Source organism: Aeromonas sp. MR7, from assembly GCF_963899385.1.
GTDB lineage: Bacteria > Pseudomonadota > Gammaproteobacteria > Enterobacterales > Aeromonadaceae > Aeromonas > Aeromonas bestiarum.
In genome coordinates this window covers 115,135-142,110 of record NZ_CAWQXH010000011.1, presented here as the reverse complement: position 1 = coordinate 142,110, position 26,976 = coordinate 115,135, and the positions used below count along the sequence as shown (strand labels likewise).

Sequence of the window (26,976 nt, the reverse complement as noted above, 5' to 3'; positions counted from 1 at the left end):
GCGCTAAAAACCACCGGCTCGGTTGCCCCGGCACCGGCGGAGCGAGCCGGGCCCGCAGCGCAAAGGCTAGTTCACGCCGATCGGGCTGTGCCCGCTCATGCGTTCACCCCCTTCATGCCTTCCCGGGTGTAGCGCTCCCCCGCCACCGGCAAGGCCGTGATGGCGCTGTCCAGCGCGGCGAGATCCTCTGTTGCCAGGCGCACCGACAGGGCGCCCAGATTGTCCTGCAGATGGGGGATCCGCCTTGTGCCGGGAATGGGCACTATGTCACCCCCTTGCGCCAGCAGCCAGGCCAGGGCGATCTGCGCCGTCGTGCACTGCTTGCGTGCCGCCAGGGCCATGATCACCTCCACCAGCGAGCGGTTGGTGGCGATGTTTTCCTGCTGAAAGCGCGGCAGGCTGGCCCGAAAGTCGCCCTCTTCAAACGCCGTATCCTGCTGGAAACGTCCGGTCAGAAAGCCCCGCCCCAAGGGGGAGTAGGCCACCAGCCCTATGCCCAGCTCGCGGCAGGTCGGCAGCACCTGGGCTTCGACATCCCGCGTCCAGAGGGAATATTCCGTCTGCACCGCCGCCACCGGATGCACGGCATGGGCGCGCCTCAAGGTGGCCGCGCTGACCTCGCACAGGCCGATACGGGCAATCTTGCCCTCCTGCACCAGTGGCGCCAGACCCGCCATCGTCTCTTCGATGGGGTGCGCCGGGTCGATGCGATGCACATAGTAGAGGTCTATCTGCTCGACCCCGAGCCGGCGCAGCGAGGCTTCACAGCTCTGCCGTGCATACCGGGCGCTGTTGTCCAGGGTGCGCCTGTACTCGCCACTCTGGCGCACTATGCCGAACTTGGTGGCAACCTTGACCCCGGCGCCGTGGGTCGCCAGGAAGCGGCCGATCAAGGCTTCATTGTGGTGCGGGCCATACATGTCGGCGGTGTCGAGAAAATCGATCCCCATCTCGATGGCCCGGGCCAGCACCCGCAGCGCCTGCTCATCATCCCGCGGGCCATAGAATTCACTCATGCCCATGCAGCCGAGGCCCATGGCGGATACGTCCAGATCGGTTCCCAGTGTTCGTCGTTGCATCACATTTCCTCCCTTACAAGATGGGAGTCAGTATGGTCTTGTGAATAGGGTTTCGGTATAGACTGGATTGGCAGCCAGCTTTCCGATTATGGAAGATACATGAACTCTCTCTTGCTATGGGATGATGCCCGGGTCTTTCTGGCCATCGCCCGCAGCGGCACCTTGAGTGGCGCCGCCCTCACCCTTGAGCTGGGCATTGCCACCGTCTCTCGACGGCTGGATCGCCTGGAGTCGGCACTGGGCCTGCCGCTGTTCAGTCGTCATCAGCACGGCTATCGGCTGACCGATGATGGGGATGCCCTGCTGGCGCGAGCCGAGGCACTGGAACATGCCGGACATGCCTTTGGCGACGCCGGGCAGCAGCAGGGGCAGGTGGCCGGCTCCGTGCGCCTCGCCACCGCAGACAATCTGGCCAACCCGCTCATCATTCCCTCCCTGGCCAGGCTGTTTGCCATTCATCCCGATCTGCGAGTGGAGCTGGTCACAGGCGTGCAAACGGTGAACCTGCACAGGCGCGATGCCGATCTGGCCGTGCGCATGGTCAAACCTGACGCCGGCAACGTCACCATCAAGCGGCTGGGCACCCTGGGCTTCGGCCTCTATGGGGCTCGCAGCTATGTCGATACCCGCCAGCCGGGGACAGATGCGGCCAGCTTGGATGAGGATGCCTTCATCGGCTGGGGGGAAGCCCACGGCCATTTGCCCGCCGCCAAATGGATGGCTCGCATGCTGCGTGGCCGCCCCTGCAGGGTGGAGACCAACACGCTGTCGGCCCAGCTGGCCGCCGCCACCGCCGGTCTCGGGCTGGCGGTGCTGCCCCATTATCTGGCCAAAGAGACGGATCTCGTCTGCCTCCTGCCCGAGCTGGGGGTGGATCAGCCGATCTGGCTGGTGATCCACACAGATCTCGCCCACTCCAGACGGGTGCGGGCCGTCGCGGATCACCTGATCCAGCTGTTCGAGGAGGCCGAGTCAGCCCTCCACCCTTTCCCGCTGGGCGCACTGTGAACCAGGCGGGGTAGCAAGGGCTGCAACCCATGCCGCAACGGGCAGACAGCAAGAAGGGAGCCCAGGCTCCCTTCTTGCATTGCATCTTCGCGCAAAACACGCGGGCTCAGTTGCCCCGGCGCCAGTGGTAGCGGCGCTCGGGCCGGCCACGCTGACCGTAGTTGAGATCCACATCGACCCTGTCTTCCGACTCCAGATACTCCAGATAACGGCGCGCCGTGGTGCGGCTCAAGGAGAGGCGCAGCGCCACCGTATCGGTGGAAAACGCGGTATCCGGCTCGCCGGCCAGCAGCTCCAGCACCTGACGCAAGGTGATGGCGTCGATCCCCTTTGGGGTATCGCGCACCTCCCTGGCCTGGGGGCGCCCCTTGCCCATCAGCCGATCCAGATCGCTCTGCTCCAGGGATCCGCGCTCGCAGATGCGCCTGTGCAGGGTGAGGATCTCGTCCAGGCTCTGCTGGATGCGAAACAGCCGCAGCGGCTTGATGATGTAATCCTGCACCCCCAGGTTGAGGGCCTGCTGTATGGTCTCAACGTCGCAGGAGGCGGTCACCATGATGACGTAAGCCTCGCGGTTGTGGCTGCGCAGCCGGTTCACCCACTCCAGGCCGGAGCCGTCGGGCAATGAGATGTCCACCAGCAGCAGCTGTGGCTCGGTCGCACGCATCATGAGATCGGCCTGGGTCAGGCTCTCGGCCCGACCCAGCAGGGAAAATCCGGGGGTGGAGGAGACCAGCTCGGCCAGAATGGATCCAATCCGTTCGTCATCCTCGATCACCAGAGTGAAAATGGGCTCCATAGATCACACCAATTGGTTTTTATTCAAGTAGATACCGAACAAGGTTGTCTGTTCGGCGGTGCGTCGCCATTCTATCACACCCCCTCGCCTGGCCACCGTCTCCTTGACCAGGAAGAGGCCGACCCCGTGATCGCCGGTCTGGCGGCTGATGCCGTAATCAAACAGATGATCCGCCAGCGCCTCGTCCACCCCCTCGCCGCTGTCCTCCACTTCGATCACCAGCCGGCGACCAAAATCGTTGAGGGAAATCAGCACCCGCGGCGGACACAGCTTGCGCCGCGCCCAGGCGGCGCGAATGCCGTTGTCCAGCAGGTTGCCGATGAGAGTGATGAGATCCGCCGACACGGCCGCCGGATACTCCGTCAGCGCCGAGTCGGGATCCAGCACCAGCTCCACCCCCAGCTCCCGCGCCCGGCTGAACTTGCCGAGGATAAGCCCGGCCACCGGTTTGTCCTCGATGGCCCGCAGCAGACCCTGCAGCATGGTCTGGCAAGCCTCGCTCTCCTGCTGGATGAGCTCCACCGCCTGATCCACGTGGCCCAGCTGCAGCAGGCCGGAGAGGCTGCTGAGCTTGTTGGCGAACTCGTGGGTCTGCATCCGCAGCATCTCGGCATACTGGCGCAGATGAGTCACCTGCATGCCGAGGCTGCCGGTCACCTCGGGGCGGCTGAAGATGAGCAGGCGCCCTGGCACCTTGCCCTCCACCGCCTGCCAGCGCCCCACGAACGACTCCCCGTGCACAGTAAAGCCGAGCTCGGTCTCGAGCTGGGTCAGGGCCGGGGCCAGCGGCGGCGACAGCTCGGCCAGCGACTGACCCAGCAGGGAGTGCCGCCCTGTGCCCGGCAGACGCAGCTGATAACAGGCAGCGCTGTTGAGCATGCGAATATTGCCCCCGCTGTCGATGGCGATCACCCCCTCGGAGATGTGCTCAAGCACCAGCTCCTGCAGCACGAAGCGGTTGACGATGGCCTCGGGCTCCAGATCCAGCAGGGTGCGACGCAGCAGGTGTTGCAGCCAGAGCGCCAGCAGCAGGCCACAGCCCAGCACGGCGCCGATGGCGCTGACGAGCAGGGTGATCCGCTCCAGATAGATGCCCTCCACAGTCCGCATCAGGTAGCCGACCGCCACCACCCCCATGGCGCGCCCGTCCGCCCCTATCACTGGGGCGAAGCAGCGAATGGCCGGCCCCAGGGTGCCCTCGTCCCTGGAGCAATAACTGCCCCGCTCATTGAGGGCTGGCCAGATGTCCTCACCACGGAATTTCTGCCCCACCAGCTCGGGCCTGGGATGGCTGAGGCGACGGCCATGCTCGTCGGTCACCACCATGTAGGCGGCGTCGGTGCGGCTGCAGATCCCCTGCACATAGTCCCGCAGACCGGGATCCCTGCCCAGCTGCAGGGCCTGCACCACCCGGCTGTCCGCCGCCAGCACCCGCGCCAGATCGCTGCCTTTCTCCTGCAGATTGCTCTCCAGCAGGTGGCGGATAAAGAGGGCGAGCAGGCCGCCCAGGATCAGGATCAGCAGCAGGGAGAGCCCGAGGGAGAGGGTGACCAGTTGGTGGCGCAGTTTCATCGATTAGCCTTGCAACATCAGGAAGCGGACCAATAGTGCGGGCGCCACCAGGTCTGGTCAATCAGTGGCGCAGGATCACCGCTAAAATCGGCCAGCCCCTCCTCGCGGGCGGTGAGGGCTACCGCCCTGGCGACCGCGCGGGCCACCTCCCCCACCTGCTCTATGGGGGGCAACAGGCGCCCCTCGGCCAGCGGATAGGCGCCCACAGCCCGCACCGCCGCCTGCAGCATGCCGTCGCTGATGCGGCGCGCCTTGACCGCGCAGGCCCCGAGACCAATGCCCGGAAACACATAGACGTTGTTGCACTGGGAGACCACCCGCGCCTCCCCCGCCACCGTCACAGGAGCAAAGGGGCTGCCGGTGGCGAGCAGGGCGCGCCCACCGGTGGCCTGCCACACCTGCTCCGGCGTCGCTTCGGCACTGCGGGTGGGGTTGGAGAGCGGGAGGATCACCGGCCGCTCACAGGCGGCGCCCATGGCCGTCAGCACGGCCTCGTCAAACAGGCCGCCCTGGCCGCTCACCCCGATCAGCACCCCGGGGCGCAGCCGCTCAATGAGCGCAGGCAGCTCGGCGCAGGCCTCCTCCGCGGGTCGGGCAAACGGCCGCTGGGACGGCGTCAGGTTGGCGCGATCCAGGCAGACCAGTCCATCCTGATCAAACAGCTGTACCCGCTCCGGGCCGCCCGCCAGTTGGGCCAGCATGGCGGCGATGCCGCAACCCGCCGAGCCGGCGCCGACGATCAGCACAGGGGTGTCGGCCAGCCGGCTGCCCGCCTGCTGCAAACCCGCCAGCACGCAGGCCGAGGCGACCGCCGCCGTGCCCTGGATGTCGTCGTTGAACATGCACAGCTCGTCTCTATAGCGGGCCAGGAGGTTGGCGGCATGCTTGCCGGCGAAGTCTTCAAATTGCAGCACCACCTGGGGCCAGCGCGTGCGAATGGCCGCCACCACCCGATCCATGAAGTGGTAATAGGACTCGCCATCCACCCGGTTGGCCTGCCAGCCGAGGTAGGAGTCATCCTCCAGCAGCTCGGGGTTGTTGGTGCCGACATCCACGCACAGCGGCAGGGTGCGCGCCGGGTTGATACCGCCGGCGGCCGAGTAGAGCGCCAGCTTGCCGATGCAGATCCCCATGCCGCCGATGCCGAGATCGCCGAGCCCCAGCACCCGCTCACCATCGGAGATGACGATGACGTCCACCTCCTGTTCTACCGCGGCGAAGATGGCGTCCAGATCGTCCCTGTCGTGCCAGGAGAGATAGAGACCGTGGCTGCGCAGATAGAGGTCGCTGTGACGCTGACACGCCTCCCCCACCACAGGGGTGTAGATGATGGGCAACAGCTCGGGCAGGTGGTGGCGCACCAGATCGTAAAACAGTACAGGGTTGTCTTCCTGCAGCTGGCGCAGCAGCAGGTGCTGATCGAACGGGCTCTGCATGGCAGAGACAAGGCGGTATATGCGGCGCCGTTGCTGGGCCAGGGACTCCTCCTTGTGGGGCATGCGCCCCATCAATCCCTGTCGCTTGCGTTCGGCATAGGGCAAGCTGGTGCCCATCATGATGTCGTTCATTGTCGATTCCTTATGCCAGCAGCGAGATGAGCAGGGTGGCCAGGATCAACATGACGGCGCCCCCGAGACGGGAAGATATCTGGGCAAACGGCATCAGCTTCATGCGCTGGGCCGCCGACAGCACGGCCACATCGCCCGTGCCGCCCATGTTGGCCATGCACAGACCGCCGGTGATGGCCGCCTCTATGGGATAGAAACCTATCATGCGCCCTACCAGGGCCGCCCCCAGGGCACCACCGACCACGGTCACCAGCACCAGCACGAAGTAGCTGATGGAGAAGGCGCTGATGAGCTCGGGGATGCTGGTGTAGGCAACCCCTATCCCCACCAGCAGGGAGGGCGTCAGATTGCCGACCACGAACTGGTACCAGTCGGCGGCCGCCTGCTCGTAACGGCGCGGCAGCAGGCCGCTCACCTTGATGATGGCCACCGCCAGTATCATGAGCGCGAAGGGGTGCATGGGAATGAAGTTGCCGAGCAGGGAGCCCAGCACGAACATGCTGGAGCTGATGAAGAGCCCCATGCCGAGACTCTCCAGGGTCGGTGCCTGAACCTGCTCTTCGGCCACCTTCTGGCTGCTCTCCTTGATCATCAGCTGGCCGTTGCCGGTCAGGGAGGGGTAACGACGGCCGAGACGGGCCAGCAGGGTGCCCACCAGAATGGCCAGAGTGTTGGCGATCACCACGGCGGGCACCATGCGTGACAGCAGATCGGCGCTGGACATCTGCATCGGGCCCGAGAGGATCTCCACCAGCGGCACGGCGCCGGCGCCCATGCCACCGCCCATGATGGGCAGGCCGATGAGCAGCACCGCATTCTTGAAGCCATAGCCCATCAGGGAGCCGACCAGACCGACGCTGAGCAGCGCCAGGGTCACGCCCCCCAGGATCACCGGCAGGTAACGCATGGCGGCATTTTTCAGCAGGGCACTGCTCATGCCAAAGACGGAGCCGGTCACCAGGCTGGCGATGAAGAAGTTGAGAAAGCCCCCCTCTTTCATGAAGCCGATGATCACCTGCCCCGCCTCGATTGGCAGGATCCGGTATTCAAACAGGGCGGCGCCGCCGAAGATGGCGAGTATGGTGCCGCCCCCCAGGTATTCACGTATGGGGGTGATGCGCTCGCCCAGCTCGGTCAGCAGGGTGCCGAGCACGAACATCAGCGCCAGTGCGCCGACCATGCCAAGCGGCAAGGATCCATTCCAGCCCGAGAAGAGCACGCAAGTGGCAAGCCCGAGGAAGATCATCATGGGCATGCCGGCAATCTGTCGGTCGCCAAACAGCGCGACCCGGGTTTGTGGGGTAGAGAGGTTTTTCATTGTTATGCTCCAGCGTGTGGTGTGGCGCTACTCTAGTGATCCTCTCCTTCCCTGTCGGTTAGCCCGATTGCAAAGGCATATAAAAACATTAAAATCTTAAACGCTATGACCCAAAAACGGCCATAAACTGCCCCCGCCAGCGTTATTCCAGAGCCCTGAACTGCGCTAACCAGACGTAGAAATAAAGAGTGATGTCGGCATGACACCACGACCTGGCGGGACAAACATTAAACATTGATTAAATTTCACTCACCAACAGACAAGAAATAATCGGATCGCGGTCGGATGATGACAGCCCCATATATAGGCTGCGTCTTCATATCAAAGCGGCAACAAGGCTGGTATAGCGCCAATGTTCTCCCATGAGCTGAGGCAGGTAGATCACCAGGCCCCGGGCGCCACCGGCAAGAGAGGGTTCCGAGAGGGATGCCATGTGGGTTGCATCGCAGGCGCGCTGCGACAACTGTGCCTTCCAGAACGATAAATGAGGCAGACGGGACAGTGCATGCCCCAAGGATCTAGCACACCTGAATGGCCAGCGCCTCATTTCAACCTGCTCGTTTTCGCTATTCGGCTAATAACAGTGGAATATTGGCAGGGTCAAATTCATGACAGATATCGCTCGCTTCCAGACTGAGGCCATAATGCGCGTCGGCAACATATTCTCCATCGGCCAGCAGGCTCTCGATTGAAAAATGGGGGTCACCCGATTCATATCGTTCCACAGCTATCGTCTCCCTGTTTAGCTGACCCATCAATATTAGTGGATAAAAAACAGGCTGCCGAATTTATATGACACCTTGTTGACAAAAAATAATAGCAGACGTGACCCTTTCCTTATTTTCATCCCACCAACCAGCCCACGTTTATTTATCCCGCCAGGGTATGCCATGGGATTTCACGCACTTTTCGCTCATTTCCAACCAAAAAAGCCTCTTATGAGGCTCTGCACTCATCAAAAAAGCGCCATAAGAAACCTGTTTTAATTTTTTCCAAACAAGATCCCGATCACACTATTTACTTAGCCTGCTAAATAACTACAATGCTTAGCAGGCTAAGTAAGTGGAGAGCACGAATGATGAAGGATCTGGAAATGTTGCGCGAGTTGTCCCTCGCCGAGCGCGTCGGGCGTCTGCATCGACTGTGGCGTACCGTGGCCGATCTCGAGCTGGCGCCCCTGGGCCTGACCCATCCGCGCTGGACCGCACTGTGGAAACTCAGTCAGCTCGGTGGTCACCTCAGCCAGAAGACGCTCGCCGAGGCGCTGGAGATAGAGCTGCCCTCCCTGATGCGCACCCTGGGTCTGCTGGAAGAGCAGGGGCTGATTGAGCGCCACAGTTGCAGCCAGGACAAACGGGCCCGCATCGTCACCCTGACGCCAGAGGGCAAGGCGCTGCTCGACCAGATCGAGGATCGCATCATAGGGGTGCGTCGGGATCTGCTCGCCGGCATCAGCCAGAAAGAGCTGACGCAATTTGAAGACATAGTGCACCGGATCTCCGCCAACGCCCTCGGCAAGATAGGTTCACAGAGTGAAGAGAGAGAATAAGATGACCCCGGATCAACAATTCAAACGCTGGATAAAATGGGCCATGGGGTCCTTCATACTGGTATTTGGCTACTTCCTGCTGGCCGACCTCAAGATGCCGCTCACCCCGCAAGCCATGGCCACCCGTGTCGTGACCAAGATGGCCCCCCAGGTCAGTGGCAAGGTGGCGCAGGTCGCCGTCGGCAACAACCAGCATGTCAAACAGGGGGATCTGCTGTTCACGCTCGATCCCGCCCCCTTTGCACTGGCCGTCGAACAGGCCCGGCTCGCGCTGGATCAGGCCGAGCAGCAGAACCGTCAGCTCGACGCCACCCTGAACGCCGCGACCGCCGACTTCAACTCGTTGCAGAGTCAGGCCTCCCAGAAGCTGCGGGAAGCCGAACGCATCGACGCCCTCTATCGCCGTCACATGGTGTCGGAACAGCAAAAAGATGATGCCGACAGCGCATTTCGCACCGCCCAGGCCAACCTGATGGCCAGCAAGGCCCGCATGACCCAGGCCAGAGTGAACCGCGGTTTGTCCGGCGATGACAACCTCTTGCTGCGTCAGGCGCGCAACCACCTCGCCCAGGCCGAGCTCAACCTCGCCTACAGCCAGGTACACGCCAGCCAGGATGGCATCATCACCAACCTGCAACTCAAGCCGGGCAGCTTCGCGGCGGCGGGAGCCCCGCTGCTGGCACTGGTCTCCGAGCAGGTGGACGTGATCGCCGATTTTCGCGAGAAGAGCCTGCGCCACGTGGCTCAGGACAGCCAGGCGCTGGTCGCCTTCGATGGCGAGCCGGGCAAGCTCTATCCGGCCCGGGTCACCAGCCTGGATGCCGGTGTCAGCGCCGGTCAGTTCGATGCCAACGGTCTGCTGGCCAGCCCCACCGAATCGGATCGCTGGGTGCGCGATGCCCAGCGACTGCGCCTGCACCTGACACTGGAGCAGTTGCCAGGCCACCTGCCGGCCGGTGCCCGCGCCACCGTCCAGCTGCTGCCGGACAACGCGCTGAGCGCCCTGTTCGCCCGCGGCCAGATCCGCCTGCTCAGCCTGCTGCACTACATCTACTAAGGTGGCGACCATGAACCTGTGGCACAGGCCCCTCACCGCCAACGAGCTGCGCCAATGTCTGCGCATCGCCTTTGGCTGCACCCTGGGGTTCTTGCTCTGTAAAACCTTCGGCTGGAACTATGGGGTCTTCTATACCGTGACCCCGGTATTGCTGCTGGGCATGGTGCCAGTGATGAACGGCCATGCCGCCCGTCAGCTGATCGCGGCCGCCATCATCTGCGGTGTGGAAGTGGGTCTGCTGGGAGGGCTGTTTGGCGGCCATCCCGGCCTGATGATCCCCATCGCCTTTTTGCTGTTTCTCTATCGCTTCGCCGCCATGTCGCGGGGCAGTCTGTTCCTGTTCGGCGCCAATGGCGTGTTGAGCCTGAGCATAATGCTGCACTTTGCCAGCTATCCGCAGACCGATCTCAACGACCTCATCTTCAGCAACCTGTGGGCCAGCACACTGTCGGTGCTCATCGCCTACCTGATGACGGCGCTGATCCCGGATGTGGAGGAGCGGCCCAAGCCGGCGGCGACCCCCAAGGCACCACACAGGATGCGGCACGAGGCCCTGCTCGGCGCCAGCATAGCCACCCTCTCCTTCATGGTGTTCCAGATCTTCGACTTGCGGGACTCCATGTCCGCCCAGGCCACCACCCTGCTGCTGCTGTTTCCCATGCACTGGAACGGCGCGCTGAGCTATGCCCGCAAGCGGGCCATGGGCACCCTGCTCGGCGTGACCTTCGGCCTGCTCAGCCAGCTGGTGCTCTACGACTGGTCCGGCTTGCTCCTGCTCGTCGCCCCCATGCTCTGGCTCGGCGCCATGCTGTTCAGCCACGCCCATGTGAAGGAGGCGAGCGGCTCCGGGGTCGGCTTCGGCGCCCTCACCACCCTCGGCATACTGTTTGGCCAGTACCTGACCCCGGGCAACGATCTGGTGTTCAGCGCCCTCTATCGGGTGAGCAGCATACTGTTTGCCATCGTCGCCACCCTGCTGGCCTGTTATCTCATCCACCGACTGCTTAACCGCTTCGAGGCGACTCGGTTCGGTTATTGACTCCCTGTTGTTAGCTCAAGGATGTGCTGTTTTTCGCCCCGCTATGCCTACCGGGGCGTTTTTTTGTCCGCATTTTGCAGGCCAGCCGCGCTGGTCGGACAACAACTGCAACTATGCTTGCTAGGGTAGTCACAAGGCGGAGAGGCACAATGGCACGAGTTCACAATGGCTGGCTGGCAGTCGCCCTCTCGCTGGGCATAAGCAGCGCCTGGGCCGCCCCTGTGCTGATCGCCGCCGAGGATGACTGGGCCCCTTATTGCGAGCTGAACAAGGAGACTGGCCAGCCAGAAGGGCTGGCACCGGATCTGGTGAAGGCCATCTTCGCCGTGGAGGGCATAGCCGTCGAGTTTCGCACCATTCCCTTCGCCCGCTGCATGCACGAGGCCAAAAGTGACAAGGTGCTTGGCTGCTTCGATGCCACCATCACGGAGGAGAACCGCTACCAGTACTATTGGCACGAGACCCCCATGTTCGAGGAGGATCTCGCCATCTTCGCCTTGGCCAGCGAGCCTCGTCGGGATCTCAAACTTACCTCGCTGGAACAGAAAACGGTGGGCATCACCCTCGGCTACACCTATCCCACCGATTTCATGGAAAACCCCAGGATCACCCGCTTTCAGGCCAAGTCGGACACCCAGATCATCGAGATGCTGGTGCGCGGCCGGGTCGATTACATACTGATGAACGAGATGCCGGGCTACCTCAAGATCCAGCAGAAGCAGCTGACCGGCCGGGTGGTCAAGGTGGGCAAGCTCTCCACCGACGGCTTCTGGCTCGCCTTCTCCCGCGCCCATCCCCAGGGAGAGGCCATGGCCAGGCGCTTCGAGGAGGGGCTGCAGAAGATCAAAAACAATGGCACCTACGAGGCGCTGGTACGGGACTTCGAAGCCAGGCTTGGACTCCATTGAACAGTTTTGCTGCGCCACCGGCGATATATGACGACGCTGGCCCGAACCGTGCTACTGTGGCCCCTCACTCGTCGGCCGATTGCGCTCTGCACCTGATGACAGGCTTGTCATGCAAAAGAGTCGCCAGCCAGGGCAGCCCTTGCCCACCTCTCACCCTCAACCCGACGTCGCCAGACCAGCTGTATTGACCCGATGCCATAAGGCGCATCCCCTCCCCGTCGCAGCCTGTTCTCACTGTTGTTATCTGCTATCCACTCTTTTTTACTGCGACAGCGGCCATCCCGACGAGAACAAGCTTCAAGCCAGCGGCCTGAGGCGATTTTCTGTTTGGCGCAGCCCTGCCGCCCACACAGGACACATCGACATGATTGCCTACCTCATTCTGGTTCATCGCTATCCCGGTCAGTTCAAGCGCCTGTTCAAGGCGATTTACCACGACAGCAACCACTACCTGATCCACGTGGACAAGCGCTCGGGGCCGGATCTGCAGCAGGAGATAGCCCGCTTTCTGGCCGATTACCCCAACGCCACCCTGCTCCCCAGCAAGAATGCGCTCTGGGGCGGTTACAGCCTGGTGGATGCAGAGCTGCGCGGCATAGCGGCGCTGCTGGAGCAAAACAAGGAGTGGGAGTTCTTCATCAATCTGAGCGCCCAGGACTTCCCGCTGCGTTCCCAGCACGACATTCACGACTTCCTGCGCGATCACAAGGGCAAGGATTTCCTCAAGGTCGCGGATCAGCGCCAGCACAGACCGGACACCCTGCACCGCATCGATCACTATGTGACCGAAACCGCGAGTAAGCTGGTGTGCGAGCCGGTGAAGACCCGTCCCTATCTGGCGGGTGTGACCCCCTATATTGGCAATCAGTGGATGATCCTGAGCCGGGCCTTCTGCGAATTCGTCAGCCACAGCCCGGAGGTCGACCGTTTCAAGGATTTCTACCGCCACACCCTGATCGCCGACGAGGGCTTCTTCCAGACGGTGATCATGAACACCAGCTATCAGGGCCAGATAGTCAACGATGACAAGCGAGCCATCGACTGGATCCCCATGGGTGACATCAAGCTGCGCCCGCGCGACTACACGGTGCACGACGCCGAGGCCCTGCAGCAAAGCGAGCACCTGTTCGCCCGCAAGTTTGACGAGACCATAGACAGCGACATCCTGGATATCCTGGAGCGCGCCATGAGATGCCCCCTCGACACACCCGTCATCCGGCAGGCTGCGTTGGTATGACCATGCGATTCACCCGGACACTTACCGACGCAATCCGCCTCCGGGATGATTGCGACTTGGGCACAAGCTGGTAGGCTCAAGCCCGGATGACACCGATGGAGAGTTCAAGATGAAACACACCAATATTCTGTTGCTGGGCATCACGGCCCTGACCCTGCTGAGCGGTTGCGAACGCGGGGCCACCACCTTGAGCGTGACCGGCGGCGATCCCGTCACCTATCAGTGTGAGCAGGGCAAGAAGGTGCAGGTGAGTTACTTCGCCCTCTCCGACCAGAGCCTGAACTTCGTCAAGCTGGCACTGCCCGATGGCAAGGATTACACCCTGCCGCAGACGGTCTCCGCCTCCGGCGCCCGCTATACCGATGAGCATGAGGCCGTCTGGTGGAACAAGGGGGAGGAAGGATTCGTCGAGATGCGCGACAAGGATGGCGAGTGGCAGAGCGTCTACAACGACTGCAAGCAGCAGTAATGAGAAATCCCGGCCTGGCCGGGATTTTTGTTATTTGACCCCGCCATCGAAGCGACTCACTGCACGCCCCCGTATAACGTGGAACTTCTGCTCATACACCCGATAACGCGTTCCAGAACGATGTTGCGCCATCCTCCGGCATGGTTGCCGGCCTGCTGCCATCACAAGTCGACACCGTTTGAGCATCATAAAAAAAGCCAACCCGGTCGGGTTGGCTCAGCATGCAACGAAGGGCCTGATTCAGCCGCGCTTGTCGCTCACCACCAGCCAGAGCGCATGGACCATGCCGGGTAGGCCGCCGAGCAGGGTCAGCACTATGTTGATGAAAAAGTGCAGACTGAAGCCTACCTGGATAAAGGCGCACACGGGGGGCAGAAAAATGGCCAGCAAGATCTTGAGCAGATTGTTCATCTCGCACTTCCTCGTCAAAGATGTTTCACGGTTCGGGATGGGCTCACCATAAACAGCCTTGGCCTCAACTGCAAACGAAACAAAGGGCCGCTCACGGCTGAGTGAAACAGGGGATCCGCGTCTCCTGCTGCTCACGCCAGGCCTTGAGGTCATTAATCACCTGATTGCTGCTGCCGCGCCAGAGCAGACCGGGATCCGCCAGCCCCTTCTCGAACTTGCCATCCACCAGCACATCCAGCAAGGCCACCAACTCGCACTGGGCCGGCGAGAGCTCGCCAAGCAGATAACCGGTCCAGCACCAGATGTCCTTGCCGGGGCACTCGGCCCGCACCCGTTTCACCAGCGCCAGCACCTGGGGCACATTGGCCGGATGCAGTGGATCGCCGCCGGAGAGCGACAGACCCCGCCGTTTGATGCGCGTGTCGTTGAGATCCGCAATGATGCGATCGCTCATCGCCTCATCAAACGGCTTGCCGCCATCGAGCCGCCAGGTGCTCTGGTTGTAGCAACCCGGGCACTGGTGCTCGCAGCCCGACACAAACAGGGTGGCGCGGGTGCCGGGGCCGTTGATCACATCGACCGGGTAGTATTGGTGGTAGTGCATCTCGTATCTCCTCAACCCGTCATGGGCCGGGTTCGCCAATAAAAATGGCTCCCTCATCATCGGGAGCCATCTCGCCGCTCAGCCGCCCGGCTTACATATGTTTGACGCGGCGTTTCACCTCTTCCTGCTTGCCCGCGTTGAAGGGGCGCGCATCCGGGCTGCCGAGGTAACCGCACACCCGGCGGGTCACCGATACCTTGGCCGGATCGTGATTGCCGCAGCGCGGGCAGGTGAAGCCCTTGGAGGTGCACTCGAACTCGCCGGTGAAACCGCAGTCGTAGCACTCGTCAATCGGGGTGTTGGTGCCGTAATAGGGCACCTTGTCATAGCTGTAGTCCCAGACGTTTTCGAGCGCTTCCAGGTTGTGCTGGATATTGGGGTACTCGCCGTAGCAGATGAAACCGCCGCTGGCGATGGGCGGATAGGGCGCCTCGAAATCCAGCTTGTCGTACGGGTTCACCTGCTTCTCCACGTCGAGGTGGAAGCTGTTGGTGTAGTAACCCTTGTCGGTCACACCGGCCACCACGCCAAACTCCTTGGCGTCTATGCGGCAGAAACGGGTGCAGAGGTTCTCGCTCGGGGTGGAGTAGAGGCTGAAGCCGTAGCCGGTTTCCTCTTTCCACTCGTCGGTCGCCGCCTTGAGCCGCGCTATGATGGCGATGGCCTTCTGGCGCAGGGTGTCGCTGTCGAACAGATGGACATCGGTGCCAAACAGGGCGTTGATGGTCTCGTGCACCCCTATGTAGCCGAGCGAAATGGAGGCGCGGCCGTGCTTGAAGATCTCGCTGACGTTGTCGTCGGCCTTGAGCCGCACCCCGCAGGCCCCTTCCATGTAAAGGATGGGGGCAACCCGCGCCTTGACACCGTCGAGCCGCTCGATGCGATACATGAGCGCCGTCTTGGCCACTCTCAAGGCGGCATCCAGCTTGTCCCAGAAATCCGCCTCGTCGCGGGATTTCAGGGCGATGCGCGGCAGGTTGAGGCTCACCACCCCGATATTGTTGCGACCTTCATGGATCAGCTCGCCATTTTCCTCGTAAGCGCCGAGGAAGGAGCGACAGCCCATGGGGGTCTTGAAGGAGCCGGTCACCTTGACCACCTGGTCGTAGTTGAGGATGTCCGGATACATGCGCTTGGAGGCACACTCCAGCGCCAGCTGCTTGATGTCGTAGTTGGGATCGCCCTGCTTGTGGTTGAGGCCATCCTTGATGGCGAACACCAGTTTCGGGAACACGGCGGTCTTCCTGTTCTTGCCGAGGCCGGCGATGCGGTTGCTGAGGATGGCCCCCTGGATCATACGGGACTCCCAGCTGTCGCCAAGGCCGAAGCCGAAGGTGACGAAGGGGGTCTGGCCGTTGGCGGTGTGCAGGGTATTGACCTCGTACTCCAGCGACTGGAAGGCGTCGTAACACTCCTTCTCGGTGCGGGCCATGGCGTAGGCGTCCACATCGCTGATGCCCCACTCCTCGGCCACTTCCCTGTGTTTCTGCCAGCTGATGGTCACATAGGGGGCCAGCACCTCGTCGATGCGGTTGATGGTGGTGCCGCCATAGATGTGGCTCGCCACCTGGGCGATGATCTGGGCGGTCACGGCGGTGGCCGTGCTGATGGATTTGGGGGTGTCTATCTCCGCATTGCCCATCTTGAAGCCGTGGGTCAGCATCCCCTTCAGGTCGATCAGCATGCAGTTGAACATGGGGAAGAAGGGAGAGTAGTCGAGATCGTGGAAGTGCAGATCACCGCTCTCGTGGGCCTGCACCACGTCGCGGGGCAGCATGTGGCTGGTGGCGTAGTGCTTGGCGACGATGCCCGCCAGCAGGTCGCGCTGGGTCGGGATCACCTTGGAATCCTTGTTGGCGTTCTCGTTGAGCAGGGCCGCGTTGGTCTGCTCCACCAGGCCACGGATCTCCTGAGCCAACCGGCCGCGGGCCTCGCGAGCCTGATCCCGGTCGTGACGGTATTCGATATAGGCACGGGCGATGGCCTTGTCGTCGGAAGCCATCAGGTGGTTCTCGACCCGGTTCTGGATCTCGTGGATATCCACCTCGCCACGCCCTTCCAGCTCCTGAGTGACGGCGGCGGCAACGCGCTCACCCAGGGTCGGATTGGCCTGACTGACCGCCTCTGCCGCTCGGCCCACTGCCTCGGCAATCAGCTGGGCATTGAATGGTGCGCGACATCCATCACGTTTGATCACAACCGGTTTCATGCGTTTTCCCCGTTTAAAAGGCCAGGCTATCGCCTTCGGCTTACCCTTGTTTGGTGCCCTTCTCCACGCCTCGTCCTGGGCGCAAATAAATTCAGCCGAGGCTTGACAAGCCAGGGCTGACGATGAGAAGAGAACAGCTTGTACACAGCTTAATAACACAACATATAGGTGTTTTATATGAATGCGTCCCTATATGTGGTGTCTATTAGGCACCAAAGCGCAGCCTCATTTCTTGATCCAGAACAGGTTTTGAGGCGAGTGGCGCAGTTCCCGACCAGTGAAAAACAGCCCCATACAAGGCCATTCCCAAGCCTGGTGCGGGCTGGCGTTCGACGGGGCCGTGACAGAAAAAAATCCCCTCCTGCGACAGTGGCTGACGAGGGCACGTCTGGCGCAAAACAGGCATAATGAGTGGAATATCATTGCTATCGACGGGACCCCACATGGCCAAGACCCTGCTACTGCTGCTGTGCCTCCTGCCCTGCCGGTTGTGGGCGGCCGAGATCCTGGTGATCAGCAGCTATCACCCCGAATACCTGTGGGATCAGAGCTACAACGCCAGCCTGCAAGCCCATCTGAGCGGCAAGAATCACATCAGCCACTTCTACATGGACACCAAGCGCCACCCCAATGGCGATTTCGACAAGATTGCCGAACAGGCGCTGGCCTTTTACCAGCAGGTCAAGCCGGACCTGGTGGTGCTCGGCGACGACAACGCCATCAACTATCTGGCCAACGAGATTGCCTCCCTCGGCACTCCCGTGGTGTTTCTCGGCATGAACGAGAACCCGCGCCACAAGGGGCTGGTCGGTCACCCCAAGATCACAGGCGTGCTTGAGCGCCCCCTGCTCAAACGCAACATCAGCGAGATGAGCCAGCTGATGGGGGGTATCGAGAAGGCGCTGGTACTGTTTGATTCCAGCAACGTGGCGCTCACCGCCATCGAGGACGAGTTCAAGACCCAGACCGATCTGCGGGTCGGCCAGACCCGGGTCAACAGTCAGCTCATAGGTGACTACAGCCTGTGGCAGGAGGCGGTGCTCAACGCCAAAAAAAATGGCTACGAAGCCATCTTTATCGGCCTCTACCACACGCTGGTGGACGATGATGGCAAGCACGTGAGCGAACAGACTGTGCTGGAGTGGACCAGCGCCCACAGCCCTGTGCCCCTGTTCTGCTTCTGGGAGTTCACCGTGGGCCCGGGCAAGGCCATCGGCGGCCTGGTGCTGGATGGACGCGATCAGGGGGCCAAGGCGGCCGAGCTGGTCAACGCCATACTGGCGGGGGCCCAGCCCAAAACCCTGGCACCGCGCGCCGCCCTGCGCGGTGAATATGTGTTCAGCAAGCAGGAGCTGGCCCGCTGGCAGCTCACCCTGCCAGACAAGTGGCGCTACAAGATCCTCTGGCGTGAGTGATTCACCGCCCAAAAACAAAGAGAGAACCCGGCCAGGCCGGGTTCTCTCTTATCGGGTTGCGCTGCGAGCAAGCTGGACGGGGGCGACTCAGCCTTGCAACGCCTGTTGCAGCTCTTCTTCGGTCCAGATGGTGATGCCGAGCTCCTGCGCCTTGGTCAGCTTGGAGCCGGCCGCTTCCCCCGCCACCAGCACATCCGTCTTGGCCGACACAGATCCCGCCACCTTGGCCCCCAACGCCTGCAGCGCCGCCTTGGCGTCGTTGCGTGACAGCTGGGTGAGGGTGCCGGTCAGCACGAAGGTCTTGCCGGCAAAGGGCTGATCGCTTGCCTCCTTCTTCTCGATGGCCGGCCAGTGGATACCGGCCGCCAGCAGGGCTTCCAGCACCTCCACATTGTGAGGTTGACGCAGGAAGTAGTAGACGTGCTTGGCCACCACGTCCCCCACGTCGGCCACTTCGAGCAGCTGCTCCACCGAGGCGGCGCGCAGGGCCTCCAGGGTGAGGAAGTGGTTGGCAAGGTTCAGCGCGGTCGCCTCCCCCACCTCGCGAATGCCCAGCGCAAACAGGAAGCGCGGCAGGGTAGTGCTGCGCGCCGCATCGATGGCCGCCACCAGATTGAGCGCTGACTTCTGTCCCATTCGCTCCAGCCCGGCCAGCTGGATGGCGTTGAGGCTGAACAGATCGGCCGGGGTCTTCACCAGCCCCTTGTCCACCAGCTGCTCGACTATCTTGTCACCCAGGCCGTCCACGTCCATGGCGCGGCGTGCGGCGAAGTGCTTGATCGCCTCCTTGCGCTGCGCCTCGCAGAACAGACCGCCGGAGCAGCGGGTCACCACCTCCCCCTCCAGCCGCTCCACCGCGGAGCCACAGACAGGACACTGGGTGGGGAAGAGGATCTCGCGGGCATCAACGGGACGCTGCGCCTCCACCACGGCGACTATCTGCGGGATCACGTCCCCGGCCCGGCGCACTATCACTGTATCGCCGATCATGACGCCAAGGCGCTCAATCTCGTCGGCGTTGTGCAGGGTGGCGTTGGAGACGGTGACGCCGCCGACAAACACCGGCTTGAGCTTGGCGACCGGGGTCACGGCGCCGGTGCGGCCGACCTGAAACTCGACGTTCTCCAGCAGTGTCATCTCCTCCTGGGCCGGGAACTTGTGGGCCGTGGCCCAGCGCGGGGCCCGCGCCACAAAGCCCAGCTCCTCCTGCAGGGGGATGGCATCGACCTTGTAGACAACGCCGTCGATCTCGTAGGCCAGCTCGCCACGGCGGGTCAGGATGTCATCGTGGAAGGCCTGGCAACCGGCCGCCCCCTCCTTGAGTTTCACCTCCTGACTCATGGGCAGGCCCCACGCCTTGAGCTGACACAGGCGACCAAAGTGAGAATCCCCCAGCTGATCGCCGCCCACCCCGACGCCATAGGCATAGAAGTTCAAGGGCCGGCTGGCGGTGATGCGCGAATCGAGCTGGCGCAGGCTGCCTGCTGCGGCGTTGCGCGGGTTGACGAACACCTTCTCCCCTGCCGCCAGCGCCTTGGCATTCATCGCCTCGAAGCCGGCCTTGGGCATGAAGACCTCCCCCCTCACCTCCAAGCGGGCGGGCCAGCCCGTGCCCCGCAGGACGAGTGGGATCGCCTTGATGGTGCGCACGTTCTCGGTGATCTCCTCACCCGTGGTGCCATCGCCCCGGGTGGCAGCCTGCACCAGCTGACCATCCACATAGAGCAGGCTCACCGCCAGACCGTCCAGCTTGGGCTCGCAGCAGAAGGTAAAGCTCACCTCCCGCTTGAGACGATCGCGCATGCGCTGCTCGAAGGCCTGCAGCTCCTCGCTGCTGAACACGTTGTCCAGACTCAGCATGGGGATCTCGTGGCGTACCTGCTTGAAGGCGGTCAGCGGCTGACCACCGACCCGCACGCTGGGGGAGGCGGAGGTCTTCAGCTCGGGATGGTCGGCTTCCAGCGCGATCAGTTCGCGCATCAGCCGATCGTATTCGGCGTCCGGCACGGTCGGCTCGTCCAGCACATAGTACTGATGACCGTATTCAATCAGCAGCTCACACAGTTGACGGTGGCGGGAGAGGGTTTCGCTCATGGAGAAGTCTCGGACTGTGGTTGGAATAATAAGTTAACCGCACAAACAAAAATGCGGCACCTGGGTACCGCACTCTTGATGTACTCGACCCGCGTGGAGTCTTAGTCGCGACTGGCCTCGTAGGCAGCCAGTTCGTGCCGGTAACGGGCTATGGTCTCGTCGCTCAGCGGGCTGCGATCCATGTCAGTCAGCATGGCATCCAGATCGCTGGCCAGCTGGTCGGCAGCCTGCAGCATGTGCTCGAAGGCAAAGGCGGCATTGCTGCGCAGCGGCAACTGCATGAACAGGGAGACACCCGGGGTGTCGAACTGTTCCATCCGGTAGGGATTGAAGGTGCCCGGCTTGACCATGTTGATCATGGAGAAGAGCACTTCACCCTTGCCGTTGAGATCCTCGTGGCGATGGAAGATGTCCATCTCGCCAAACTTGAAGCCCAACGCCATCAGGGAGGCCAGCAGGGTGGCCCCTTGCAGATCGTGACCGGGGCGCGCCATCAGGTTGATGACATAGACATCCTGCCAAATCTTCTCGACCGGCGGGGTATCGAGCAGCGGCTCGCGGACGGGCTCTTCATACACGGGCTCCTCGTAGGCAGGCTCGGGGACTGCATAACGGGCCTGCTTGTATTCGGGTGCCGGCGCCTGAACCGGTTCGCGCACACCAAACGTCGGGGCTGTGGCATAAGCCGGTTCGACCAGTGGTTCATCATCCAGCGGTTGCAGCAGCGGCTCGCGCTGGGGACGGGAACGGTGTACCGGGGTACGACGGATCACCTGGGCAGGCTTGCGCACCGGCGCGGCAGGCACTTCCTCTGCTGTCTCGGCCAGGGGCTCCTCGAACTCCTCCTCGTCCTCTTCATAGACGGGGGGCGGGGCAACCGGGCGAGCGGCAGGCTTGCGCACCACGGGCGGTGGCAGCTCTGCGTCATCATCCTCATCATCGAAGGCGGGGACGGGCGCACGACGGCTGACATCCGGCTGGCGAGCCTCGTCGCTGTGGAGCTTGGGCTCGGCACGACGGCTGCCGCTGACCACACGCACCTGACCTATGCCATCGCTGTCGAAGGCGTCATTGTCACGAGTCCGTGATTTGGATTCCATCCGGCCCAGAGGTTTCTCTTTGATCGGTGCCTGACGATTCTTTCTGTTGCTCCACAACCCGTGAATGAGCAATGCCGCAATAGCAATACCGCCCAGGGCAACCAAGATGTAACGCAATTCCTGCATTAGCTGCTTCTCTTTCTAGTTTTGCTCAGCCAAAGCGACGGCTTCACCGATATCGACCGACACAATGCGAGAAACCCCGGGCTCTTGCATCGTGACGCCAACCAGCTGCTCAGCCATCTCCATGGAGACCTTATTATGACTGATGTAAACGAACTGTACTGTGCTCGACATCTCTTTGACAAGAGAACAGAAGCGACCGACGTTCACTTCATCGAGCGGTGCATCCACCTCATCCAGCAGACAAAATGGTGCTGGGTTGAGTCTGAAGATGGCAAAAACCAGCGCAAGTGCGGTTAACGCCTTCTCCCCCCCGGAAAGCAGGGCAATGGTAGCATTCTTCTTACCCGGAGGTCTTGCCATGATGCTCACTCCGGCCTCCAAAAGATCATCCGAGGTCAGCTCAAGCCAGGCACTGCCACCCCCAAACACTTTTGGAAAGAGGGATTTTAAATCTTCGTTGACCTTATCGAAAGTGTCTCGGAAGCGTATTTGTGTTTCTTTATCAATTCTTTTAATGGCTTGGCTCAAGGTTTCCAGCGCCTGTTCCAGATCCTGGCACTGGTTTTCCAGGTAGCTTGAACGGGTTTTCGCCTCTTCATACTCCTCCAGCGCCGCCAGGTTGATGGCACCAAGCGCCTCCACCTGAGCCTCCAGCGTCTGGATCTCCTGGCGCAATTTGCCGCGATCGGCGGCGATCAGCACCGCCTGATCGAGATCCACCAGCCGCACCCCCAGCTCTTCGAACTGCTCGTGCAGCCCTTGCCGGCGGGTCAGGTTGCGCTCGCGCTCCAATCTGAGCTGGGCCAGCTTCTCCTGCAGGGTCACCAGCTGCTTGTGATCGGCGCTGCGGGCCTGCTCCAGCTCGGTCAGCTGGCGCTCCAACTCTGCCAGCCGTTGATGGCAGGCAAGTTGCAGCGCCTCAAGGTTGCGCTGCTCGGCCAGCAGGGGCGACAGATCCTGACCCGGCACAGCTCCCGGCGCCTTGAGTTCGGCCAATTCCAGTCCGAGGCGGGCCAGCTCCTGCTCACGCAGCGTGATGAGCTGGCGCTGATTCTGCAGTTCCAGCTGCAAACGCTGGCAGCCGGCCTGCTGCTGCTCCCGGCGCAGGCGAGCCTCTTCCACCGCCCGCTCGACACTGGTGACTCGCTCCTGGGCAAGTTGCAGCGCCTGAGCCAGCGGCTCGCCCTGCTCCTGCAGTTCGCCGAGCCGCGCTTCATCGAGCTCGAGCTGCTGCAGGGCCACGGCCAGTCGCTCGGCCTCCTCGGCCTGCTCCTGGTCGAGCCTGATCAGCTCTTCGCCAAGCTGACCGAGCCGCTGCAGCCGCTCCTGGCGCTGGCCCTGTTGCAGGCTCCAGGCTTCGCGCAGTTGTTGCCATTTTTGCTCCTGCTCGCGCACTGTGCGCTGGGCCAGCTCATGGGCACTGTGCAGCCGGGCGCGCTCGGCATCGGCCGCACCCAGTTGCTCATCCAACCGGCCAAGCGCCTGCCGGCCTGCCGTCAGCTCTGTGTGTAACCGCTCACGTTCACCGAGCAGCGCCAGGGTGCCGAGCGCCCCACCCTGACCGAGGTCGGCCCAGTTGGGACCAAACCAGTCTCCCGCCGGGGTCAGTACCGACTCACCGGCCAGGAGGCCTGGCTGGCGGGCCAATGCCGCCTCCCGACTCTCCGCCAGCCAGATGGCGTTGAGAAAGGCGGGAATGTGATCGCCCTCGAACCGGGCTGCCAGGGTACCGGCAACCGCGGGCAGGGCCGGGCCAATCCAGAGTCCGCTCTGCTCAAGGTTGCACTCGTCCCCTGGCTGGGCGGTGAGCCAGCGCCCCAGCACCTTGTCCAGCGCCTGGGCCCACTCGGGCGCCACCTGCAGCCGATCCGCCAGGGTGGCGCCCACCATCTGCTCTCCCAGAATTTGGTCAAGCGTGGTGAAACGGGCCTCAAGTTCCCGCAGCAGACTGCTCTGTTGGCCCTGCTCTGACTTGCACTCTTCATGGCGAGCCACGCTGGCCTGCCACTGTTCATCGAGCTCGGCGAGCCGGGCGCGGGAGAGCGCCAGCTCGGCCGTCAGGGCATCGAGCCCGGGTTGCAGGCTCTCCCCTTCTCCGCCGAGGGGGCCGGCCTGTTCATCCTCCAGCTTGAGGCGGGCCAGCCGGGTCTTGGCCTGTAGCTCCTGCAGACCGTTCACCTGTGCCCGGGTCTGGTTGAGCCGCCCCTGCAACTGGCCGAGCTGCTGCTGCCACTGCTGCTGTCGCTGCCGTGCCTGTTCCAGTTGCTCGCCGGCAGCCAGGCGCGCCCCCTGCTGGTCGGTGAGCAACTGCTCACACTGTTCGAGTCGCGCCGACTCAACCTCCTCTCTGAGGGTGCCGTCGCTCAGCTGCTCCTGCTGGCTGGCCAGCTGGGCCTTGATCGCCTCGATACGCTCGCCAAGCGCCTGACGCCGGGCCTGCCAGTCGCGGCCAAGCTCGGTCTGGTGCAGTTGCTGTTGTTCGAGGCGGGCGATGGCCTGACCACCGAGAAAAATCTGCTGCTGGCGGCTCGCCTGCTCGGCCTGGCCCTCCTGGCGGGCCACCGACAGGCTGACGTGGCGCCCCTCGTCGGCGGTGCGCTTGGCATCCAGCGCCGCCAATACCTGCTCGGCCTGGACCAGCTCGGCCTTGGCTTCGCCGAAGCGGGTCTCCAGCGCCCACAGCTCGGAGCCAATCAGCTCGGCCCTGGCGGCGCGACTGCGGCCCTTGAGCTGCTTGTAACGCTCGGCGGTTTCGGCCTGGGCTTTCAAATGTTCGAGGCGCGATCCCAGCTCGCCACGAATGTCGCCGAGCCGCTCCAGGTTCTCCTGGGTATGGCGGATGCGCTGCTCGGTTTCCCGGCGCCGCTCCTTGTAGCGGGAGACACCGGCGGCCTCTTCCATGAACAGCTTGAGATCGGCGGGGCGTGACTCCACCAGCCGGCTGACGGTGCCCTGCTCTATGATGGCGTAGCTGCGCGGGCCCAGCCCTGTGCCGAGGAAGAGGTCGGTGACATCCTTGCGGCGGCACTTCTGGCCGTTGATCTGGTAATGGTTGGAGCCGTCGCGCAGCACCTCGCGGCGCACCGAAATTTCGGTAAAGCGGCCAAATTCACCGGGGACCCGGTTGTGGGGGTTGTCGAACACCAGCTCCACCGAGGCGCGGCCGTGGGGGCTGCGGTTGATGGAGCCGTTGAAGATGACGTCTGTCATATTCTCGCCGCGCAGATGGCGGGCCGAGCTCTCCCCCAGCACCCAGCGCACGGCGTCGATGACGTTGGACTTGCCGCAGCCATTGGGCCCCACCACGGCGGTCATGTCGGCCGAGAACTCGATGCGGGTCGGCTCGACAAACGACTTGAAACCGGCGAGTTTGATCAATTTCAGACGCATGGGGGCCTATGTGGGTAACGAAATAAAGAGGAGGCGGGCAGGCGACTTTACCAAATCCAAACCTTGTTTGTAATATGCTGGCAGTTTCCCATGAACAGATGGAGCTCAGATGAGCCAATCACCCCCAATGGTCAAAGACTCAATCAGCGGTGCGGACTACTTCCTGCGCGGCTTTTCGCTCATCCGCCAGCCCGGCATCCGCACCTTCGTGCTGATCCCCCTGCTGGTCAACTTCGTGCTGTTTGCGGGGGCCTTCTACGCCCTCTTGCTGCAACTGGACGGCCTGTTCGGCTGGCTGCACCAGCAGATCCCGAGCTGGCTCGACTGGCTGGACTACCTGCTCTGGCCCATCGCCCTGGTGACCATACTGGTGGTCTTCTCCTTCCTGTTCAGCTCGGTGGCGAACTGGATAGCGGCCCCCTTCAACGGCCTGCTGGCGGAGAAGGTGGAACAGACCCTCACCGGCGAGGTGGTCAGCGACACCGGCATGCTGGACATAGTCAAGGATGTGCCCCGCACCTTCGGCCGCGAATGGACCAAGTTGAAATATTACCTGCCCAAGGCCATCGGCTGCCTGATCCTGTTCCTCATCCCTGTGGTCGGGCAGACGCTCGCCCCCGTGCTCTGGTTCCTGTTCAGCGCCTGGATGATGGCGATCCAGTACATCGACTATCCGTTCGACAACCACAAGATCAGCTTCATCACCATGCGCGATGCCCTCAAGCAGCGCCGCGGCAAGTGCCTGAGCTTCGGCGCCCTGGTCACCCTCTTCTCCGCCATCCCGGTGGTGAATCTGTTCGTGATGCCAGTGGCCATCTGCGGCGCCACCGCCATGTGGGTGGATCACTACCGCGCCGAACAGCTCAAACGCTGATCCCTTACCGTGCGGCAAACGGGCACCCTGGCGGTGCCCGTTTGCTTTTTGCATTATAAAAAATAATGCATAGCCTTCATTGCTTGTCGCCTATAGCCTGAATTGATAGGATGCGGGCCTTTCTCGCACCCTGGGATATCTCATGTTACATGCACTCTTCTTGTTGGGCCTGGTGGCCGAAGGGATGACTGGCGCGCTGGCAGCGGGTCGGCGACGGATGGATCTGTTTGGCGTGGTGATCATCGCCTCGGCGACGGCCATAGGCGGCGGTACCATACGGGACGTGCTGCTTGGCCACTATCCGCTGCTCTGGATCGAGCATCCGGAATATGTGTTGCTGGTGGCCGGCGCGGCCATGGCGGCTGTCATCTCGGCGCCGCTGATGCGCTACCTCGGCAAGCTGTTCATGGCGCTCGATGCGCTGGGACTGGTGGTCTTCTCCATCTTCGGGGCGGCCCGTGCGCTTGAGATGGGTCATGGGGCCGGCATCGCCTGCATCATGGCGGTGGTGACGGGTGCCTTTGGTGGCGTGCTGCGGGATCTGCTCTGCCAGCGCATTCCGCTGGTGTTTCGCCGCGAGCTCTACGCCGCCATCTCGCTGGTGACGGCCGCCCTCTACTGCCTGGCACTGGATCAGGGCCTGCCCAACGACTGGGCCGCCTTCGGCGCCATCGGTATCGGCTTCGTGCTGCGGTTGCTGGCGGTGCGTTTCAAATGGGGGCTGCCCACCTTCCATTACCAGTACGCGACGCACTGAGCGCGCCAGGTTCTGGCGAGACGGTACGGATCGCCGACAACAAAAAAGCGCCTGACAGGCGCTTTTTTGCATTGATAACCGGGCGCTTGCCTCAGTTGATCCCTTCCGAGCTGAAGAAGGTCGCCTTGTCGGCGATGAAACGGATCTTGATGTTCTTGCCCTCGTTGCCCCAGATGCAGCTGGTGGTGCCGAGCGTATCGTCGCAGCGCTCCGCCTTGCCGAGTATGCTGCTTGCTTGCGTATAGCTGATCCCCATCTGCAACTTGTCGTAGTTCTCGCGATTGAGCTTGCTGCAACCGGTCAACAACAGGGCGATCAGGCCCCCGAGCAAAATATGTTTCATCTGGTTCTCCTCTGCATGGTGTCCAGAGCCTACCAGCTCGGCCACCCTGT

23 protein-coding genes are annotated in these 26,976 nt (G+C 62.6%); 10 read left to right on the top strand and 13 right to left on the bottom strand.

What is annotated here, in order from left to right:
* Nucleotides 1-95: 95 nt before the first annotated feature.
* A complete protein-coding gene (locus AACW87_RS05555) occupies nt 96-1,079 on the bottom strand; it encodes an aldo/keto reductase (RefSeq protein WP_241324423.1) in 984 nt (327 codons plus the stop codon).
* 99 nt (nt 1,080-1,178) lie between these two features.
* Here AACW87_RS05555 and AACW87_RS05550 point away from each other — a divergent pair, with 99 nt between their 5' ends.
* Nucleotides 1,179-2,087: a LysR family transcriptional regulator gene (locus tag AACW87_RS05550; protein ID WP_043554822.1), complete on the top strand. Its 909-nt coding sequence runs from the start codon at nt 1,179-1,181 to the stop codon at nt 2,085-2,087.
* A 106-nt stretch (nt 2,088-2,193) separates the two neighbouring features.
* Here AACW87_RS05550 and AACW87_RS05545 read toward each other — a convergent pair whose 3' ends face one another.
* The 5 genes from AACW87_RS05545 to AACW87_RS05525 all read right to left on the bottom strand — a co-directional run bounded on the left by AACW87_RS05545 (nt 2,194) and on the right by AACW87_RS05525 (nt 8,102).
* The gene (locus AACW87_RS05545) at nt 2,194-2,886 is read right to left on the bottom strand and encodes a response regulator (protein ID WP_005316875.1); all 693 of its coding nucleotides are present in this window, start codon (nt 2,884-2,886) and stop codon (nt 2,194-2,196) included.
* Nucleotides 2,887-2,889: 3 nt separating this feature from the next.
* Entirely contained in the window at nt 2,890-4,458 is a 1,569-nt protein-coding gene (locus AACW87_RS05540; protein WP_241324422.1) for an ATP-binding protein, read from the bottom strand.
* A 17-nt stretch (nt 4,459-4,475) separates the two neighbouring features.
* Complete coding sequence (gene maeA, locus AACW87_RS05535; protein ID WP_241324421.1) at nt 4,476-6,026, bottom strand: oxaloacetate-decarboxylating malate dehydrogenase; 1,551 nt, start codon at nt 6,024-6,026, stop codon at nt 4,476-4,478.
* A 10-nt stretch (nt 6,027-6,036) separates the two neighbouring features.
* Complete coding sequence (locus AACW87_RS05530) at nt 6,037-7,344, bottom strand: 2-hydroxycarboxylate transporter family protein (RefSeq protein ID WP_241324420.1); 1,308 nt, start codon at nt 7,342-7,344, stop codon at nt 6,037-6,039.
* 566 nt (nt 7,345-7,910) lie between these two features.
* A complete protein-coding gene (locus tag AACW87_RS05525) occupies nt 7,911-8,102 on the bottom strand; it encodes a hypothetical protein (RefSeq protein WP_084214009.1) in 192 nt (63 codons plus the stop codon).
* 317 nt (nt 8,103-8,419) lie between these two features.
* Between AACW87_RS05525 and slyA the strand changes: the two genes are divergently transcribed.
* The 6 genes from slyA to AACW87_RS05495 all read left to right on the top strand — a co-directional run bounded on the left by slyA (nt 8,420) and on the right by AACW87_RS05495 (nt 13,603).
* Nucleotides 8,420-8,893: a transcriptional regulator SlyA gene (slyA, locus tag AACW87_RS05520; protein ID WP_043134552.1), complete on the top strand. Its 474-nt coding sequence runs from the start codon at nt 8,420-8,422 to the stop codon at nt 8,891-8,893.
* A gap of 1 nt (nt 8,894) precedes the next feature.
* Nucleotides 8,895-9,950: an HlyD family secretion protein gene (locus AACW87_RS05515; protein WP_043554817.1), complete on the top strand. Its 1,056-nt coding sequence runs from the start codon at nt 8,895-8,897 to the stop codon at nt 9,948-9,950.
* A 10-nt stretch (nt 9,951-9,960) separates the two neighbouring features.
* On the top strand, nt 9,961-10,989 hold the full coding sequence (locus AACW87_RS05510) for a DUF2955 domain-containing protein (protein ID WP_241324419.1): 1,029 nt from the start codon (nt 9,961-9,963) through the stop codon (nt 10,987-10,989).
* Between the two features lie 149 nt (nt 10,990-11,138).
* Nucleotides 11,139-11,897: a substrate-binding periplasmic protein gene (locus tag AACW87_RS05505; protein WP_043134548.1), complete on the top strand. Its 759-nt coding sequence runs from the start codon at nt 11,139-11,141 to the stop codon at nt 11,895-11,897.
* A 364-nt stretch (nt 11,898-12,261) separates the two neighbouring features.
* Entirely contained in the window at nt 12,262-13,134 is an 873-nt protein-coding gene (locus tag AACW87_RS05500; protein WP_241324418.1) for a beta-1,6-N-acetylglucosaminyltransferase, read from the top strand.
* A 109-nt stretch (nt 13,135-13,243) separates the two neighbouring features.
* Complete coding sequence (locus AACW87_RS05495) at nt 13,244-13,603, top strand: MliC family protein (protein WP_241279234.1); 360 nt, start codon at nt 13,244-13,246, stop codon at nt 13,601-13,603.
* Between the two features lie 240 nt (nt 13,604-13,843).
* On the opposite strand, the gene AACW87_RS05490 is transcribed toward AACW87_RS05495, so the two are convergent.
* From AACW87_RS05490 to nrdD, 3 genes are all read right to left on the bottom strand, one after another.
* Nucleotides 13,844-14,014, bottom strand: coding sequence for a YqaE/Pmp3 family membrane protein (locus AACW87_RS05490; RefSeq protein ID WP_042867241.1), 171 nt, complete (start codon nt 14,012-14,014; stop codon nt 13,844-13,846).
* 91 nt (nt 14,015-14,105) lie between these two features.
* On the bottom strand, nt 14,106-14,618 hold the full coding sequence (nrdG, locus tag AACW87_RS05485; RefSeq protein ID WP_241324417.1) for an anaerobic ribonucleoside-triphosphate reductase-activating protein: 513 nt from the start codon (nt 14,616-14,618) through the stop codon (nt 14,106-14,108).
* A gap of 91 nt (nt 14,619-14,709) precedes the next feature.
* On the bottom strand, nt 14,710-16,827 hold the full coding sequence (gene nrdD / locus AACW87_RS05480) for an anaerobic ribonucleoside-triphosphate reductase (protein WP_241324416.1): 2,118 nt from the start codon (nt 16,825-16,827) through the stop codon (nt 14,710-14,712).
* 443 nt (nt 16,828-17,270) lie between these two features.
* Here nrdD and AACW87_RS05475 point away from each other — a divergent pair, with 443 nt between their 5' ends.
* On the top strand, nt 17,271-18,242 hold the full coding sequence (locus AACW87_RS05475; protein ID WP_098984738.1) for an ABC transporter substrate-binding protein: 972 nt from the start codon (nt 17,271-17,273) through the stop codon (nt 18,240-18,242).
* An 87-nt stretch (nt 18,243-18,329) separates the two neighbouring features.
* Here AACW87_RS05475 and ligA read toward each other — a convergent pair whose 3' ends face one another.
* The 3 genes from ligA to AACW87_RS05460 all read right to left on the bottom strand — a co-directional run bounded on the left by ligA (nt 18,330) and on the right by AACW87_RS05460 (nt 24,952).
* Nucleotides 18,330-20,336, bottom strand: coding sequence for an NAD-dependent DNA ligase LigA (gene ligA / locus AACW87_RS05470; protein WP_241279232.1), 2,007 nt, complete (start codon nt 20,334-20,336; stop codon nt 18,330-18,332).
* A 101-nt stretch (nt 20,337-20,437) separates the two neighbouring features.
* Nucleotides 20,438-21,562: a cell division protein ZipA gene (zipA, locus tag AACW87_RS05465; RefSeq protein ID WP_241324415.1), complete on the bottom strand. Its 1,125-nt coding sequence runs from the start codon at nt 21,560-21,562 to the stop codon at nt 20,438-20,440.
* A gap of 15 nt (nt 21,563-21,577) precedes the next feature.
* The gene (locus AACW87_RS05460; RefSeq protein WP_241324414.1) at nt 21,578-24,952 is read right to left on the bottom strand and encodes an AAA family ATPase; all 3,375 of its coding nucleotides are present in this window, start codon (nt 24,950-24,952) and stop codon (nt 21,578-21,580) included.
* 109 nt (nt 24,953-25,061) lie between these two features.
* Here AACW87_RS05460 and cysZ point away from each other — a divergent pair, with 109 nt between their 5' ends.
* Entirely contained in the window at nt 25,062-25,826 is a 765-nt protein-coding gene (cysZ, locus tag AACW87_RS05455) for a sulfate transporter CysZ (RefSeq protein WP_043134533.1), read from the top strand.
* A 142-nt stretch (nt 25,827-25,968) separates the two neighbouring features.
* Complete coding sequence (locus AACW87_RS05450) at nt 25,969-26,583, top strand: trimeric intracellular cation channel family protein (protein ID WP_042038201.1); 615 nt, start codon at nt 25,969-25,971, stop codon at nt 26,581-26,583.
* Nucleotides 26,584-26,674: 91 nt separating this feature from the next.
* Here the strand turns inward: AACW87_RS05450 and AACW87_RS05445 are convergent, their stop codons facing one another.
* On the bottom strand, nt 26,675-26,926 hold the full coding sequence (locus AACW87_RS05445) for a hypothetical protein (RefSeq protein ID WP_043134531.1): 252 nt from the start codon (nt 26,924-26,926) through the stop codon (nt 26,675-26,677).
* Nucleotides 26,927-26,976 lie beyond the last annotated feature (50 nt).

Bases quoted from the DNA above. Each gene is read 5' to 3' on its own strand.
- AACW87_RS05555 (WP_241324423.1), bottom strand. From the start codon at position 1,079: ATGCAACGACGAACACTGGGAACCGATCTGGACGTATCCGCCATGGGC.
- AACW87_RS05550 (WP_043554822.1), top strand. From the start codon at position 1,179: ATGAACTCTCTCTTGCTATGGGATGATGCCCGGGTCTTTCTGGCCATC.
- AACW87_RS05545 (WP_005316875.1), bottom strand. From the start codon at position 2,886: ATGGAGCCCATTTTCACTCTGGTGATCGAGGATGACGAACGGATTGGA.
- AACW87_RS05540 (WP_241324422.1), bottom strand. From the start codon at position 4,458: ATGAAACTGCGCCACCAACTGGTCACCCTCTCCCTCGGGCTCTCCCTG.
- maeA (WP_241324421.1), bottom strand. From the start codon at position 6,026: ATGAACGACATCATGATGGGCACCAGCTTGCCCTATGCCGAACGCAAG.
- AACW87_RS05530 (WP_241324420.1), bottom strand. From the start codon at position 7,344: ATGAAAAACCTCTCTACCCCACAAACCCGGGTCGCGCTGTTTGGCGAC.
- slyA (WP_043134552.1), top strand. From the start codon at position 8,420: ATGATGAAGGATCTGGAAATGTTGCGCGAGTTGTCCCTCGCCGAGCGC.
- AACW87_RS05515 (WP_043554817.1), top strand. From the start codon at position 8,895: ATGACCCCGGATCAACAATTCAAACGCTGGATAAAATGGGCCATGGGG.
- AACW87_RS05510 (WP_241324419.1), top strand. From the start codon at position 9,961: ATGAACCTGTGGCACAGGCCCCTCACCGCCAACGAGCTGCGCCAATGT.
- AACW87_RS05505 (WP_043134548.1), top strand. From the start codon at position 11,139: ATGGCACGAGTTCACAATGGCTGGCTGGCAGTCGCCCTCTCGCTGGGC.
- AACW87_RS05500 (WP_241324418.1), top strand. From the start codon at position 12,262: ATGATTGCCTACCTCATTCTGGTTCATCGCTATCCCGGTCAGTTCAAG.
- AACW87_RS05495 (WP_241279234.1), top strand. From the start codon at position 13,244: ATGAAACACACCAATATTCTGTTGCTGGGCATCACGGCCCTGACCCTG.
- AACW87_RS05490 (WP_042867241.1), bottom strand. From the start codon at position 14,014: ATGAACAATCTGCTCAAGATCTTGCTGGCCATTTTTCTGCCCCCCGTG.
- nrdG (WP_241324417.1), bottom strand. From the start codon at position 14,618: ATGCACTACCACCAATACTACCCGGTCGATGTGATCAACGGCCCCGGC.
- nrdD (WP_241324416.1), bottom strand. From the start codon at position 16,827: ATGAAACCGGTTGTGATCAAACGTGATGGATGTCGCGCACCATTCAAT.
- AACW87_RS05475 (WP_098984738.1), top strand. From the start codon at position 17,271: ATGGCCAAGACCCTGCTACTGCTGCTGTGCCTCCTGCCCTGCCGGTTG.
- ligA (WP_241279232.1), bottom strand. From the start codon at position 20,336: ATGAGCGAAACCCTCTCCCGCCACCGTCAACTGTGTGAGCTGCTGATT.
- zipA (WP_241324415.1), bottom strand. From the start codon at position 21,562: ATGCAGGAATTGCGTTACATCTTGGTTGCCCTGGGCGGTATTGCTATT.
- AACW87_RS05460 (WP_241324414.1), bottom strand. From the start codon at position 24,952: ATGCGTCTGAAATTGATCAAACTCGCCGGTTTCAAGTCGTTTGTCGAG.
- cysZ (WP_043134533.1), top strand. From the start codon at position 25,062: ATGAGCCAATCACCCCCAATGGTCAAAGACTCAATCAGCGGTGCGGAC.
- AACW87_RS05450 (WP_042038201.1), top strand. From the start codon at position 25,969: ATGTTACATGCACTCTTCTTGTTGGGCCTGGTGGCCGAAGGGATGACT.
- AACW87_RS05445 (WP_043134531.1), bottom strand. From the start codon at position 26,926: ATGAAACATATTTTGCTCGGGGGCCTGATCGCCCTGTTGTTGACCGGT.